Below are 14690 nucleotides of genomic sequence, written 5' to 3' on the forward strand. Positions count from 1 at the left end.
GTCTACTCTCCCGCCCTTTTCCGCGTCGACCCGGCTGCCTTGAAGGCAGTCGCGTCCTGCTTAACCGTCTCGGCGGCGCAGCCGAAATCGAGCGGCTCATCCTGGACATAGCGTTTGCCGAGCCGCCATGCCACCTCAGCCTTCGCCAGTTCGGCACCGAGGTAGAATGCGTGGCCGGCGTCGTCCTGAACACCGAGGAGTGGATAGAAATCGAGCGCTTCCGTGCCCGTTGCATGCACGGCCTTGTTGTAGGCGTGGATACCGTCGTCGCTGACCTCGATACGGAAGTTCGCATCCTTCACCGCAGTCGCGTTTTCGGCAACCTGGGACGGGGAACTGACGACGGGGCGCTTGTCGTGCAAGGCAAGCAATGCGCTGCCATAGCCTTTCGGCAGCGCTGCATCGCTTCTCGCCGCGAACATCAGCCGGCGGGCAGCGTCATGCTCCTCTATCGTACGTCTCGTATGCGCGCTCACCTGTACGACCAGAACGTTGCGAATGGCGAGTTCGGAGCAGGCGCCGAGCAGCAGGGCCGTGAGGCCGAGACTGTCGGCATCGGTCAGCTCCGTGAGATTTCCGGTCCCCATCAACATCTCGGCCTCCGGCATGAGGCGCCTGAATTCCACGAAGCGGGCAAGCGACTGCGCGAAGCCGAAATGGATCGGATCGATCACGGGATCGGCGATGAAGGGGCGGCCAACCTCCTGAAGGCGGCTGGCGGCACGCAGGAGCGAAGCGAGATCGCCAGGCTCCGCGGGCACGACAACAGGGATCGCATTCGTCTCGAAGGCGATGTCGATGGTGTGCTCGTTGAGACTGAGGAGAAAGTCCGCCCCGGCGGCGGCGCCCCTGCGCAGTTCGTCGGTTGAGAAACTGTCCACGCTCACCCGCAGACCATTCCGTTTCAGCAGGCGTACGCTCTCCTCGAGGTGCGGGAACGGCGTTTCGGGCAGGGCGCCAAGATCGATGACGTCGGCACCTTTCGAACCCAGGCTTACCGCGCGTTCCAGAATGGCCGCCGGCGTGAGCTGCGAGGCATCGACGATCTCCGCGAAGATGGTGACATCGTAGCCCGACAGATCGGGAGGCCGGGCACCACGGCCGAAATAGGCCGGAAGATCCGCGATCTCATCGGGGCCTCGCTCTACGCGGACGCCGAAGTGGCGGGAGAGAGACTCGACATCCGCCCTGCATCGCCCCGGCAACAGGACGCGCGTGATCCCCTCCGGTAGACTGACGCGCCGACGAATGATCTCATTGGTCATCAAGGCGGCAACCTTGACTCCGGCATCGACGATCACCCAATCGAAGGCTTCGCACCCCAGTGCGGCCATCGTCCGCTCCAGGCGCGCGCGGCCGAGATGGCCGGTTATCAAGGCGAGTTTTTCACGCATGCCAACCGCTCCAGCAGCGCTTGCCGCAGGGCTTCGTAGCTTTCGACCACGGTCGTGGCCTCGAAAGTCTTCAGGCGCTCGACATTTTCAAGATCGATGCGCCGCGGATAGACCTTGACCATGCCGGAAGGTGCTTCCGTCTCCATCTCCGGGGCGGTATCGCAGGCGAAGACGATCGAAGGAATGCGGCACTTGCCAGCCTGAGCATAGACGTTGGTGGCAAGCGTATCCGAAATGCCGAAAACACACTTGGCAACGGTATTCGAAGTCGCAGGAGCCACCACGAGCGTGTGGTACAGCCCGTGGTAGAACGAGCCGACCGGCGCGGCGCTGGCCGTTGTGTCCTTGATCAGGCGCACATCCCTAGGCAGATTCTCGAACTGTTTTCGATACATGCGGATCACTTCCGCCGCTGCCTTGGTAACGAAGAGATCGCAATCGCCAACCTCTCGGATCAGTTCCAGGCATTCGGTGAAGAAGTGGCCAGAACCCGTGAGCGCCCAGGCGAGGCGTGGCGACGTTCCCGAGCGCTTCATGGCGTTGCGCTCGATGCTCGCACCGGCCCCAGCATGCCGATGAAATCCTCGTCCGCTGCGGGACCTGCCACCAGGACCTGCCCCTTGAAGCGAGCCGCGAGGCCCGGGAAGGCGTCATCGACATGACCGGCCCGCGCCAGTTCGACAGCATCGGCCGCAGGCGACACATCGACGGATTTGACGAGCACCAGGCGTTCGGCGTCGAGCCTGGTGGCGAGCCAGAGCGCAAGGCTGTCCGAGGTGATGGACCAGCTTTCCGGAATGTCGCGATGACCCGGCCGCAACTCCGCCGGATGCCAGATCGGCACGCGCCCGGCGCGATGGGCCTTCCCTACCGCCTCAACGATGGACACCGTCACGAAGCGCGCGTGACGGGTCGCAAACACCTCGGCGAGATGCCCCATGGCATCCAGGGCAAGACGATGAGCGAGCCCGTCATCGAAAGGCATGACGGCCTGCACCTGCCTCACAGCATCGGCAAACGGCCCGCCGCCTGCCACGATGACTGGTCGAACATGGTCGATGTCCGCTATGGCCCGAAGAAGGCGCTCCAGGCGGGGCGATCCGCACAGGCTTCCACCGATCTTGATCACCGTCAGGATCATGCCGCTCGTTCCCCACCGACGAAGTCCGCGAGTGCGTCGGCTGCCTGCCTTACCGCATTCGGGTCGAGCGCGCCGCTTCGATCGCGAGACACGCAAAGACCACCCCGAAAGCCCAGATAGTCCGGCCCGAGCACCGCCAGAGCCGGAATGTCGTCGATCCGCAGCGAACCCGCCAGGCCGCACATCATCCCCTCATCCCTGCAGGCATTGACGAAACCCGACAGTTGCGACGGCGCGAGAATGTCGCGCAACCGTCCGGCCCGCTTATTTCTGGTATCCAGCATCGCACCGATGAAGCCGGCGTGCCTCAGGTCAGATACCAGTGAAGGACGCGGCTCCTCATCGGCGAACAGCACGGCGACGAAACGCCCCTGCCCCTTCAGGCGATTGCCGAGGCTGCCGATGGGACCGGTTTGCGCCAGAGACTTGCCTAGGCCGAGCTTGACGAAGGACATGCCCGTGCGGGCGATTTCCAGGGCGGAGGAGACGAGGCGGGCGATATCCTCATCGTCACCCGCCACGGCGCTTGTCTCGATCGGATGCGGAACCGCCCGGCGAATGGCCTCTATCGCAGCCAAGGGTAGCGCGCCAAGAGCACCCCGGGATGGATCCTTGGCGTCGATGAGGTGGGCCCCCTGCTCCGCGGCCATCACGGCTTCGACATCGTTGGCAACGCTCACAAGCAGTCGGGTCAAGATAAAGCTCCTAACTCGTACGGATCCATCGTCAGGCTAGCCCAGCACGGCCTGCTGCGCCACTGCCGCCCGGCGAAAGCCAGGCGACCTGTCGCGCACTGGAGAATGAGTTCCATCAGGGTTTGTGGGGCGGATCAGCTTCTATCTGCTGCAGCAGGAAATCTGCGGCATGCTGCCAGGCCTCGTCGGTATCGCCCCGGAAGCTCAACTGACGGTACAGGATACGTTTGCCGTCGCTGGCGTCGAAAACTCCGACCCAGATCTGGGAGATCAGCGTGCTCGCCTTCTGGACGGCTCCGGCGAGGATTAGATCGGTGCCGGCCTTGCGCGCCTCCGAGAGCAGGCACTCCTGGTCCCGGCTGTCGCAGGACAGGATACCCGGCGTCGGTTGGATCACCCGGTACAACCCTTTGTCCTGCAGTTCCGTACCGATGCGCCTCGACATCTCAACGAGCCGCTTTTCATGATCGGCTTTCTGGTCGCGTTGCTCACCGGAGGTGTCGATAAATCCGAACGGCATGATCAGCAGCCCTGCTTGCGCGCCGGCTGATCTCGCCGCAGGCGTGGCCGCGAACAGGGATATGACGGCCAGCATCGCCACGCGACGACAACCGTGTCGGTGGGATAGCGAAAGACTTCCCGCCCGCCCCCTTTTCATGAGCAAGGAAAATGCTCCATCAGGCACAATAAGAAATCCCCAATAAGAATATTCTATGAAAGAGCGCAAACACTGTTTTCAAGTATAAATTGCCATGACTGCATTCATCTCTACAAGGAGGTGCAGGCTTATAAATTCCTTATGGATATTTGATTGACGAAGAACAAAAGCAGCGACTAATCTACCTTATATTAAAAGAAATAAGCCTAATTTGGTGGGAGTGAGGAATGTCGATGGTAACGCGCCGGGGGGCCGTCTCCTTGAAAGCGATTGCCACCGCGGCCCTGTCCCTTTGGCTCCATGCGTTGCCCATCACAGGCAGTTTCGAGGCGATGGCGGCTCAAGCCACGCCCGTCGAGGTGAAACTCGGAGTCATCGCTCACAAGGCACCGGCGCCGGCGCTCTACGAGCTGGATCCTCTCCCGGAGGACGAGGGCGTGGCCGGTGCCCGGCTCGCAATCGACGACGACAATACTACCGGCCGTTTCACGGGACAGCACTACAGCCTTGCCGAGGCGGTTCTCGACCACGGCCAGTCGCCCGTCGATGCAGCCCGAAAGCTGGTGGATGGGGGCGCAAATTTCATTGCCGCCGATCTGCCGGCCGACGAACTCCTTGCCGTGGCCGATGCCGTGAAGGACCGGCATGTCATCGTCTTCAACGTCTCCTCGCAGGACGATCGCCTGCGGGGTGAGGACTGCCGCGCCAACCTGTTCCATATCGCCCCGAGCAGGGCGATGATCACCGACGCCCTCGTGCAGTACCTGGCGACCAAACGCTGGGCGAAGATCTTTCTCACCACCGGGCCCACGCCGGCGGACCAGCTCTATGCCGACGCACTGAAAAAATCGGCCCGGAAATTCGGTCTTAGCATTGCTGCGGAGAAGCCCTGGACTTTCGGCCCGCTGGCGAGGGCGCGCAGCGACAGCATCACCACCTCCGACGCGCTCGTGTTCAGCCGTGGCGTCGACTACGACATCATGGTGGTGGCGGATGAGGAAGGCGACTTCGGAGACTACGTCTCCTACCGCACCTGGGATCCCAAGCTGATCGCAGGCACGCAGGGACTCATCGCCACATCCTGGCACAGGGCGCAGGACGCCTGGGGATCCGCCCAGTTGCAGAGCCGGTTCTTCAAGACCGCCAAGCGTACCATGCGGCCGGTCGATTACCAGGCCTGGGCGGCGGTCCGGGCCGTCGGAGAAGCCATAACCAGGGCGAAATCGACAGATCCTGCCGCGGTCGCGCAATTCATGCTCGGCCCGACATTCCAGCTTGCAGCCTTCAAGGGGGTGCCTGTGAGTTTCCGCCCCTGGGACAGGCAGCTACGCCAGCCGCTGCTGATCGCCCAACCCATGTCCATCGTGTCGGTTTCGCCCCAGCAGGGGTATCTTCACCAGCGCACCGTCCTCGACACGCTCGGGACGGACGAGCCTGAAACGACATGTCATCTGCCGTGACCTTGCGTGGGAAACCACGCTGCGAGGGAGGTTTGAACAATGTGGCGCACGATCTCGGCCAATACGATCGCCCTGGCTGGTCTCTGCCTTGCCGGCTCGGCGCAGGCCAACATGGTCTATGTCTCGAACGAGAAGGGCAATTCGATCACCGTGATCGATTCCGATACCCAGACGGTGAAGGAAACAATAGAGGTCGGGCGGCGGCCGCGCGGCATCACCATCAGCAATGACGGCAAGTTCCTCTACCTGTGTGCGAGCGACGACGACGGCGTCGAAGTCATAGACACGTCCACCATGAAGGTCGTGCGCACCCTGCAATCCGGCCCCGATCCGGAACTCTTCATCCTTCATCCGTCGGGCAATCCGCTCTACATCGCCAACGAGGACGACGCGGAGGTGACCGTTCTCGACGTCGACCAGAACAAGATCCTGGCGCAGGTGCCGGTTGGCGTCGAGCCGGAGGGCATGGGCATCAGCCCTGACGGCAAGATGCTGGTCAACACCTCCGAAACAACGAACATGGCTCATTTCATCGATACGCAGACCTTCCAGGTCATCGACAGCGTGCTGGTGGACTCCCGCCCCCGCTTCGCCGAGTTCAACAAGGACAACAGCAAGGTCTGGGTCAGTTCGGAGGTCGGCGGCACCGTCACCGTGATCAACCCCGCCACGCGGGAGATCCTCAAGAGGATCGAGTTCGAGATCCCGGCCGTGACTCAGGAGACGATCCAACCGGTGGGTGTGCGCGTCACCCGCGACGGCAAGAAGGCTTTCGTCGCTCTGGGACCGGCCAACCGCGTCGCCATCGTCGACGGGCAGACCATGGAGGTGAAGAAGTATCTCCTGGTCGGCCAGCGTGTCTGGCAGCTCGCCTTCACGCCCGACGAGAAATACCTCTACGCAACCAACGGCAACTCCAACGACGTCTCGGTCATCGACGTCGCCAACGAGAAGGTGATCAAGACCATACCGGTCGGCGAAGCGCCCTGGGGTGTCGTGGTCTCGCCTAAATAGACCGAACAGCGAAATCGGGGAGAAAACGAAATGCGATATGTTTCCATCTGCTGCGGCATCGCCCTTGCGACTCTGGCCGCCGGCCAGGCCCTTGCTGAGAAGAACAGCAACAGGGTCGAGGGGAAGGGAACGCCGGCACAGGCCTGGGCACTGATCGGCGACTTCTGCGGCATCAAGGCCTGGCATCCCGCCATCGCGTCCTGCGAATTGTCCGAAAAGGACGGCTCCAAGCTGCGCACGCTGACCACCAAGGACGGCGGCAAGTTCGTGGAGAAGCTGGTCAAGTGGGACGATCAGAACACGTCCTACACCTATCAGATCCTCGAGAGCCCCCTGCCCGTCGAGAACTACGTCTCCACCCTCAAGGTCGAGGAGGATGATGAACCGGGCAAGGTCGCGATTACATGGTCCTCGACTTTCGATCCCAAGGGGGTGAAGCCCGAGGCCGCGCGCAAGGCCGTCGCGGACGTCTATCTCGCAGGCCTGCTGGCCCTCAAGGCCAAGCTCAAGGGCAAGTGAGTTTCCTCGTTCAGGAGTGCGTTGGGTGTATCCTTCCCTCCGGTCGCCCCAGCCAGGAATGATTGCCTTGCTCGCGAATGGCGTTCCCGCCCTCTCCGTCTCCGGCGTCGGCCACCGTTTCGGCCAGCGCGATGCGCTTATCGACGTTTCGCTGGAGGTCGGCGGCGGGCGTTTCGCGGTGCTGCTCGGCCCGAACGGCGCAGGCAAGACCACGCTCTTTTCGGTGGTCACACGCCTTTACCAAAATCGTACCGGCACGATTCGCATCCTCGGACACGACCTTCGCGCGGCTCCTTCGCGAGCGTTGGCTGAACTGGGTGTTGTCTTCCAGGCGCGCACCCTGGACCCGGACCTCACCGTCCGGCAGAACCTGGCCTATCACGCCTCCCTGCACGGTCTCGGCGGTAAGGCGATCCGCACGCGCATCGCTGCCCTGCTGGAGAGGGCCGGGCTGGGCGATCGCATCGACGAGAAGGTTCGCACGCTTTCGGGCGGCCAGGCGCGCCGCGTCGAAATCGCCCGCGCCCTCGTTCACTCGCCCCGCCTGCTGCTCCTCGATGAGCCAACGGTAGGCCTCGATCTCGCTGCGCGCGCCGACATCGTCTCAATCGTGCGGCGCCTCGTGCGCGAGGACGGCATTTCAGCCCTCTGGGCGACCCATATCTTCGAGGAGATAGCCCCCGACGACGACGTCCATGTGCTGCATCTTGGCCGCGTCGTCGCGGCCGGCAAGGCGGATGCCCTGGCGGCCCAAAGCGGGGCGACACTGGCGGATACGTTCCGGCGGCTGACCGATGCGAAGGATGCCGCCTGATGTCCGAAGCCGTTGCCCCCCCGTCCCGTCTCAACCTCTCGGGCTATGCGATCTGTCTTGGCGGCATCGCGCGCCGAGAACTGCTGCGCTTCGTCAACCAGAAGGAACGCTTCCTTTCGGCGCTCGTCCGCCCGCTGATCTGGCTGTTCATCTTCGCCGCGGGCTTCCGGAATGTGCTCGGCGTCTCGATCCAGCCGCCTTACGAGACCTATGTCCTCTACGAGACATATGTGGTGCCGGGGCTCGCGGTGATGATCCAACTCTTCTACGGCATGCAATCGTCGCTCTCGATGGTCTACGACCGGGAGGTAGGCTCGATGCGGGTCCTGCTGACGAGCCCCTTCCCCCGCTGGTCGCTCCTGCTGGCCAAGCTGCTCGCGAGTGTGCTGGTCTCCATCGTCCAGGTCTATGTCTTCTTTGCCATCGCGATGTGGTGGGACGTGGACGTGCCGGGCGAAGGCTATCTCTATGCCTTGCCCGCCCTGGTGCTGTCCGGGCTGATGTTCGGCTCCATCGGCCTCTTCCTTTCCTCCCTGATCCGGCAGTTGGAGAATTTCGCGAGCGTAATGAACTTCGTGATCTTCCCGATGTTCTTCGCCTCCTCGGCGCTCTACCCCCTCTGGCGCATGAGGGAAGCGAGCGAAGGGCTCTATGTCATCTGCCTCGCCAATCCCTTCACCCACGCCGCGGAACTCGTCCGCTTCGCCCTTTACGGCAAGTTCGAGCCCGTGGCGTTTGTCGTGGTGGCCGGCGTCACCATGCTTTTCTTTGCCGCCGCGCTCCTCGCCTACGATCCGGCGCGCGGCCTCATGGTACGGCGCGGCGGTCCCAAAGGAGAAACTTCATGAGCCAATTCCGCGCCAGACTGCGGAGAGACGGCCTGCTGCCCGCCGCGCGACTGGCAGCGGCCATGGCGGCGACCCTGGTTGCCGGTGGCGTCGCCATGGCCCAGACGCAGCCCGACCCCAATTGGCCCTGCGTGCAGCGCAAGGTCGGCACGCTGAGCGCCGGCGTAGTCTGGAGCGGGCCAGACATCGCGTCCGCCGGACCATGGGACAAGGACTTCGACGCTGCAGCGCTCGCGCAGAAGCTGGCTTCCCGCCGAACGCCGCTCGACGACGTCGACGGCCTTCTCGACGGTTTCCTGCAGCAGGCCAGCGCGGACAAGGGCGCGCGGCTGACTCGGGTCTTCGCAGGCGTGCTCGAACTCGTCAATGACGACCGCGACGCCATCCTCGCCGGCATCGATCGCTATGCCCACGGCCAGCAGCGGCTCGCCGAGCGCATCCGCGACGAAAGCGACCAGATCAGCGCCGCCAAGGATTCGCCAGGCGCTGCCACCACCAAGGAAACCGACGATCTCGAAACCCAACTCAAGTGGGATACCCGCATCTTTCAGGAGCGCAGCCGCTCGCTAACCTATGTCTGCGAGACCCCTGTCCTGCTCGAACGCCGCCTCTTCGACATAGCCCGTCGCATCCAGCAGCGGCTTTGAGGCCGACGAAAACCCGCCGGCCTCCCCGCCTACGAGATACCCGCACCTCAGGCAGCCGCCTCCTGCAAGTGCTCGAGATCGGCAATCAGTCCCCGGCCTGTGGGGTGCCAGCCGAGTTTCCTGCGCGTCTGCTCGCTCGATGCCGGCGCATCGGTCCTGGCAAACGGGGCAAGCCAGCCAAAATAGGTTTCCGCTTCATCGGTCGCGATGGATTTCACCGGTAGTTCCAGGCGGCGGCCGATGACCTCGGCGATGTCACGAAGGGCCAATCCTTCCTCCGCTACCGCGTGATACTTCGTTCCTGCTTCCGCCCTTTCGAGCACCAGCCTGTAGAGGCGGGCGACGTCGAGAACATGTGCGGCCGGCCAGCGGTTGAGGCCTTCTCCCACATAGGCGCACACGCCCTTTTCGCGGGCCATCGCGATCGCGTAGCTGACGAGGCCCTGCCTGGTCGTGTCGTGAACCTGGGGAAGCCGCACCACCGAAACATTTCCCCCTTGCGCGGCTACGGAGGCAGCCGCCTCCTCCGACGCGGCGCGGGGGATGATCTTCGAACTGACGACCGCCCCATCCTCCACAGCCGGCTGCCCCGGTACGGTATTCGCCATTCCGGTGCCGGAGGTCACGATCAGGGGACGGCCGGAGCCGGCGAGCCCCGAGCCCAGCGTCTCGATGACGCGTCGGTCATCCTCGCAATTTGCCGCGAACGTGGAGAAATCATGGTTGAAGGCCAGGTGAATGACGCCATCGGACCGAGAGGCCGCGAGCCGGAGGCCTTCCAGGTTTTCAAGTGAACCGAACTCGACCTCGGCGCCGGCGGCAGCCAGTGGCGCCGCCTTGGCCTCGGACCGGGCGAGGCCGGCGACCTGATGGCCCGCCCCGATCAATTCCCTGACCACGGCCGAACCGATGAACCCCGTCGCGCCGGTAACGAACACACGCATGAGCATTCTCCACATTGCAATGGCGATGGATATTTGCTCATTATATATTCTGGTAAAGTAGTGATCTTATCGTATTATAATGACTAACAGGACGATCTCTGCGGGCATTGCGGTTCGCTGAATGACGGCGCTCCCAGCCGGATCAGTTCGCCGTATCCGAGCGACGCATGACACTGAGGTGAAATGTCCTTCGTAAGACGAAGCCTAGGCGCTCATTGAGTTCGATCGCTCCCCGATTCTCGTCACGGACATGCAGAAACGCAACTTCTCCGGACGCCGAGATTTCCCTCATCAGGGTGTGGAGCAAGATTCGCGCGTAGCCCTTGCCGCGATGTTCGGGATGTACGCAAACCGCGCTCAGCTCGGTGAAGCCAGGAAAACCCAGCCGCTCCCCCGCCATCGCCACCAAGCGGTCTCCATCACGTATCCCGATGTAGCGACCCAACAGGTAGGTCTGGGCAGAAAAAGGCCCAGGCTTGGTGAGTGCGGTCAATTCGAGCATTGCCGCCACGTCGTCCGCACCGAGGATTTCCGGTGCAAAGTCCGTGCGCCCCGGAGCGGTGTCCACGGATATCATCTGGCACAGGATCGCTCTGGACTGCACTTCCAGCCCCTCCAGTGACCCGAGCATCGCGGAACCGAGCAACGCTATCGGGCCTTCGCTCGCAAGGTTGCGCAGGCCGTTGATCGCGCCCGTGGAGAATTCGGATATCGCCGCAAAGGGAGCAATTTCCGGAGGATAACGCCGGGCAAATTGCCCGCCGCGGGCCAGATCTCGATGCCGTGATGCCAACGACGACCAGACAGGCTGGTCGAGCGCCGCCACATCCTCGATTGAAAGTCTACGCGCACCCATGGGTGACCTCTTGAAATGTCGTCGCCGTCGACGCTGTCCCGCTCCGTTACAGGGTCCTGCTCTCGGGCAGACACGGCGGGGACGCGGCAGCCTTGTAGAGGGCGAGGCATGGAGGCGCTATGGTCGTAAATGACAATTTCAGTGGCATTTACGCCATCTCTTTGACAGCTCCCGCATTCGATAGCCGTTCAACAGTGGACTCGCAGTGCCAAGGCAATCCTTGACAAACACCCTACTAGTAGGTAGACATATATCATGAGCAATCTATCGACCATGGCTGACGACATTCTTCGCTGCGCACGCTCCCTGATCGTGAGAGGCGGCTACAACAGTTTCAGCTATGCCGATATCTCCGATGTGGTCGGCATTCGCAAGGCGAGCATTCACCATCACTTTCCAAGCAAGTCGGAACTCGTCCGCGCACTGGTGGTACAGTACCGGGCGGAGGCTGAGGCCGGGATCACCGAACTGGAACGGAATATCGCGGATCCTGTTGGCCAGCTTCGTGCGTATGTCGGCTATTGGGAGGGCTGCATCGCCGACGCGTCTCATCCCTTCTGTGTCTGCGCCTTGCTCGCCGGTGAGATCCAGGTTCTTCCAGAGGCGGTTGCTCTTGAAGTACGCGGGCATTTTCGGAGGCTCTCGGCCTGGCTTACCTCTGTCTTGGAGCGTGGCGCCGCCCAAGGGCGCCTCTCCCTCACCGGGACGGCCAGGGAAAATGCCGAACTGTTCATGGCCACCGTGCACGGCGCGATGCTCTCAGCGCGCGCCTATGGCGACGCCACGGCTTTTGGCACGGTGGTCCATCCCCTGTTGGAGCGCATCGCCGCCTGAAATCGCAGCTTCGTCACGAATGCAGAGGCACAACTCGAAAGCCTACCGACTAGTAGGCAGAATCTGTCACTCTTGAACGATAGCGGGCCGCGATCCGCTGCCCGCCCTCTCCACTCCCGTCAGATAAAAAGGCACCTTGCTATGTTCGGAATTTCTCCACTCGGCTGGATCCATACGATCGGCAGCCTGCCGGCTATTCCCGTCGCTCTCTACATGTTTGCCCGGCATGGTCGCATCGTTCCCCGCTCCCTGCCGGGCTCCGTCTATTTCGTTTCCATGCTTATCGGCGCCACAACGGTGTTCCTTGTTGCACATGAGCCGGTCAGCTACGGCATCGGCGCCGTGACGATCCTCATCCTGCTCGCAGGGTACGGGATCGAACGCATTCTGGGTCCGGGGCGCGTCGTCAGATACATCGAAACCATCTGTCTGAGCCTGAGTGCGTTTCTTTTGATGCTGCCGACCGTTACCGAAATCCTGCGTCGTGTTCCCGACGGCCATCCCCTGGTGACTGACCTGAAATCGCCCCTGCTTCTCGGCGCCCAGGGAGGGCTGCTGGCTATTCTCGTCGTCGGACTGATCGCCCAGATCATCTACCTGGCAAGGCGGGGCAAGGTTGCCGTGAACTAGCCCTCGCGTGTCGTGTCCCCCTCAGAACCTGTTCTCACGGCGGAACGCGATGCGCGAATAGCCGAACGAGTATACCTGCGAGCGGCGCGCCCTGTGCGATAGCAACCCCGAAGGCTCAGACCTTCAATCTGGATGGCTCGTGGCCGCCTCCCTCTTCAAAGGAGGAACGCGTGGAGATGTAATGCTGGAATTCCTGGGTCTTACGCGCTATATGACCATCTACATAGTCAGGAAAGCGACATGGATGCGATCAATCTGGCAGATGCCAAAGCCCATCTGAGCGAGCTGGTCGATCGGGTCGAAGCAGGTGACTCGATCGACATCACCCGGCGCGGCAAGCCGGTTGCCCGGCTCATCTCTGTGGTCAAGCCGCGCAAGCCGATCGATGCCGCACTGCTCCAATCGCTGACGGCTGCGATGGCGCCCCAGTCCCAGAGCGCCGCTGATCTCGTGCGGTCGATGCGGGATGGCGATCGCTACTGATGCCCTATCTCGACACGTCGTTGATCGTCGCGGCTCTCTCCAACGAAACGATGACGCCGCGTGTCCAGGCCTGGCTGGCGGAGCAGGACCCGGAGCAACTTCTGATCAGCGATTGGACCGTCACCGAGATGTCCTCGGCCATGGCGATCAGGCTGCGGACCGGGCAGATTGCCCTAGAACAGCGCGCGGCGGCGCTCGCCATGTTCAACAAGCTCGTCGCCGAGAGCTTCACCGTGCTCGGCGTGACGGGCGGGCAGTTCCGGGCAGCCGCGAGGTTTGTCGATCAGTATGCACTCGGGCTTCGTGCGGGGGACGCGTTGCACCTTGCGATCGCCGCAGAGCATGGCGCCACGGTGCATACGCTGGACCAGCGGCTGGCCGCGGCCGGTCCAGCGCTCGGCGTGCCGACGCAGTTGATGGCATGATCCAAGCCTTCTTCAGCTTGGGCGGCCTGCTCGGTAGCGGCCATGGTCGGTGATGGGTCCGACGCGCAGAACCACGCGATCGTGGCGGATTGTTTCGCGATGCTCGCCAACGACATCGCTGGGCAGCCCTACGATAAGGCCGAGCACAACCGCCCCGTGCAGGCAGTGACCAGCCGTCCTCCTGGCTCGATCGAATACAAACATCAGAATATCAACGCAGTTCTCGCGAGGCGGCAAACGTCACCGGCGACCTGCCAGGGGTCAGTCACGCGATATGGACAGCCCCGCGAGAAGCGGAGCGTACGCGGCCAGCCTGCGGGATATGAACTCGGTGAAGAGTCGCACGCGCTCCGTCTTGCGTGTTTCCCCCTGGGTGAGAAGCCAGAGCGTTCCGTACATGTGCAGGTCGGTGCCCGGCACCCTCACCAGCAGGGGGTCGGCATCGCCTACGAAGCACGGCAGTGTCGTGATCCCGAGCCCTTGCCGTACCGCAGCGATCTGCGCCTCGCCGTCCGTGGTCCTGAACGGAACCCCCGTGGTGCGAACTTCACCCTCGTGGGCCCAGTCCGGGATTCCATGAATGCTTATGACGATCCACCGGATGGGATCAGGCGCACCCGCACCCCACGCGGCTAGTCGATCTCGGGATATGTAGACGCCACCGAACAGCTCAGGCCCCTTCAGGCCATGAAGATTGAGCGGCAGGGTCTTGCGATCGTAGACGACGCGGATCGCGACGTCGGCCTCTCGGTTGGTCAGATTTACCAGCTCGCCGGACGACAGGATTTCCATCTCGATGTCTGGATGCAGACGCGCGAAATCGGCGAAGTCCGGCATGAGCAGGTGTGTCGCGATGGTCGGCGCCAGCGTTACCCGCAGAAGCCCGCGCACGCTCTGGTCGCGACCGAAAACACGCGTTTCCAACAGGTGCGACGATGCTTCCATCTGGTGCGCGAGCTCGACGACTTCCTCACCGGCAGCCGTCAGTCGGTAGCCCGAAGGCAGCTTCTCGAACATGTGCGCCCCGAGGCGTTTCTCGAGCTGGGCAACGCGTCGCAGCACGGTCGAGTGGTTCACGCCGAGGAGCGCGGCGGCGGCCCGGACCGAGCCTCCGCGCGCGACGGCAAGAAAGTAGCGAACGTCATCCCAATCGATCATGGTGCGAACCGGCACCGCGCGTGCCCCTTCCAAAGCTCGTATAAGACATGTCGACCGGCATCTCCTATGTCGGTGATACGGGCAGTCACCATAGCCTATGCCGACGGGTGCAGCCCATTTTCAAACGACCGACACCGATCGTCGCACAAGCGCCAGCCCTCCAGCCGGAT

The 14690-nt window shown here is 62.9% G+C and carries 18 protein-coding genes; 10 read left to right on the top strand and 8 right to left on the bottom strand.

What is annotated here, in order from left to right:
• Positions 1–2: 2 nt before the first annotated feature.
• From AC6H34_RS25015 to AC6H34_RS25035, 5 genes are all read right to left on the bottom strand, one after another.
• Positions 3–1394 (bottom strand): DUF6513 domain-containing protein, encoded by a 1392-nt coding sequence (locus tag AC6H34_RS25015; RefSeq protein WP_497540591.1) that lies wholly within the window; start codon positions 1392–1394, stop codon positions 3–5.
• Positions 1373–1930: a flavoprotein gene (locus tag AC6H34_RS25020; RefSeq protein ID WP_497540592.1), complete on the bottom strand. Its 558-nt coding sequence runs from the start codon at positions 1928–1930 to the stop codon at positions 1373–1375. Before AC6H34_RS25020 ends, AC6H34_RS25015 begins: the two co-directional genes overlap by 22 nt.
• The gene (locus AC6H34_RS25025) at positions 1927–2535 is read right to left on the bottom strand and encodes an amino acid kinase family protein (protein WP_497540593.1); all 609 of its coding nucleotides are present in this window, start codon (positions 2533–2535) and stop codon (positions 1927–1929) included. Before AC6H34_RS25025 ends, AC6H34_RS25020 begins: the two co-directional genes overlap by 4 nt.
• Positions 2532–3230 carry a (5-formylfuran-3-yl)methyl phosphate synthase gene (locus tag AC6H34_RS25030; RefSeq protein ID WP_497540594.1) on the bottom strand — a complete coding sequence of 233 codons (699 nt, stop codon included), beginning with the start codon at positions 3228–3230 and terminating at the stop codon, positions 2532–2534. The genes AC6H34_RS25025 and AC6H34_RS25030 overlap by 4 nt, the downstream gene beginning before the upstream one ends.
• Before the next feature lie 115 nt (positions 3231–3345).
• Positions 3346–3825, bottom strand: coding sequence for a DUF2380 domain-containing protein (locus AC6H34_RS25035; RefSeq protein WP_497541279.1), 480 nt, complete (start codon positions 3823–3825; stop codon positions 3346–3348).
• 290 nt (positions 3826–4115) lie between these two features.
• Here AC6H34_RS25035 and AC6H34_RS25040 point away from each other — a divergent pair, with 290 nt between their 5' ends.
• The 6 genes from AC6H34_RS25040 to AC6H34_RS25065 are packed head-to-tail and all read left to right on the top strand — an operon-like array spanning position 4116 to position 9190.
• A complete protein-coding gene (locus AC6H34_RS25040; protein WP_448147659.1) occupies positions 4116–5348 on the top strand; it encodes an ABC transporter substrate-binding protein in 1233 nt (410 codons plus the stop codon).
• A gap of 39 nt (positions 5349–5387) precedes the next feature.
• Positions 5388–6362 (top strand): YVTN family beta-propeller repeat protein, encoded by a 975-nt coding sequence (locus tag AC6H34_RS25045; RefSeq protein ID WP_497540595.1) that lies wholly within the window; start codon positions 5388–5390, stop codon positions 6360–6362.
• 30 nt (positions 6363–6392) lie between these two features.
• The gene (locus AC6H34_RS25050) at positions 6393–6881 is read left to right on the top strand and encodes an SRPBCC family protein (RefSeq protein WP_497540596.1); all 489 of its coding nucleotides are present in this window, start codon (positions 6393–6395) and stop codon (positions 6879–6881) included.
• Positions 6882–6939: 58 nt separating this feature from the next.
• Positions 6940–7695, top strand: a complete 756-nt coding sequence (locus tag AC6H34_RS25055; RefSeq protein ID WP_448147662.1) for an ABC transporter ATP-binding protein — start codon at positions 6940–6942, stop codon at positions 7693–7695.
• Entirely contained in the window at positions 7695–8543 is an 849-nt protein-coding gene (locus tag AC6H34_RS25060) for an ABC transporter permease (RefSeq protein WP_448147663.1), read from the top strand. Before AC6H34_RS25055 ends, AC6H34_RS25060 begins: the two co-directional genes overlap by 1 nt.
• Positions 8544–8575: 32 nt before the next feature.
• On the top strand, positions 8576–9190 hold the full coding sequence (locus AC6H34_RS25065) for a hypothetical protein (protein ID WP_497541280.1): 615 nt from the start codon (positions 8576–8578) through the stop codon (positions 9188–9190).
• Positions 9191–9237: 47 nt separating this feature from the next.
• On the opposite strand, the gene AC6H34_RS25070 is transcribed toward AC6H34_RS25065, so the two are convergent.
• Together AC6H34_RS25070 and AC6H34_RS25075 are read right to left on the bottom strand one after the other, a co-directional pair.
• Positions 9238–10134: an SDR family oxidoreductase gene (locus AC6H34_RS25070; protein WP_497540597.1), complete on the bottom strand. Its 897-nt coding sequence runs from the start codon at positions 10132–10134 to the stop codon at positions 9238–9240.
• Positions 10135–10276: 142 nt separating this feature from the next.
• Entirely contained in the window at positions 10277–10990 is a 714-nt protein-coding gene (locus AC6H34_RS25075; RefSeq protein ID WP_497540598.1) for a GNAT family N-acetyltransferase, read from the bottom strand.
• Positions 10991–11245: 255 nt separating this feature from the next.
• On the opposite strand from AC6H34_RS25075, the gene AC6H34_RS25080 reads away from it, so the two are divergent.
• From AC6H34_RS25080 to AC6H34_RS25095, 4 genes are all read left to right on the top strand, one after another.
• Positions 11246–11824 carry a TetR/AcrR family transcriptional regulator gene (locus AC6H34_RS25080; protein WP_497540599.1) on the top strand — a complete coding sequence of 193 codons (579 nt, stop codon included), beginning with the start codon at positions 11246–11248 and terminating at the stop codon, positions 11822–11824.
• Positions 11825–11965: 141 nt separating this feature from the next.
• Entirely contained in the window at positions 11966–12454 is a 489-nt protein-coding gene (locus tag AC6H34_RS25085) for a hypothetical protein (protein WP_448147668.1), read from the top strand.
• Between the two features lie 240 nt (positions 12455–12694).
• Positions 12695–12937, top strand: a complete 243-nt coding sequence (locus tag AC6H34_RS25090) for a type II toxin-antitoxin system Phd/YefM family antitoxin (protein ID WP_497540600.1) — start codon at positions 12695–12697, stop codon at positions 12935–12937.
• Positions 12937–13362: a type II toxin-antitoxin system VapC family toxin gene (locus AC6H34_RS25095; RefSeq protein WP_497540601.1), complete on the top strand. Its 426-nt coding sequence runs from the start codon at positions 12937–12939 to the stop codon at positions 13360–13362. The genes AC6H34_RS25090 and AC6H34_RS25095 overlap by 1 nt, the downstream gene beginning before the upstream one ends.
• Before the next feature lie 261 nt (positions 13363–13623).
• On the opposite strand, the gene AC6H34_RS25100 is transcribed toward AC6H34_RS25095, so the two are convergent.
• Positions 13624–14520, bottom strand: coding sequence for a LysR family transcriptional regulator (locus AC6H34_RS25100; protein ID WP_497540602.1), 897 nt, complete (start codon positions 14518–14520; stop codon positions 13624–13626).
• Positions 14521–14690 lie beyond the last annotated feature (170 nt).

Source organism: Labrys sp. ALF-8, assembly GCF_059699065.1.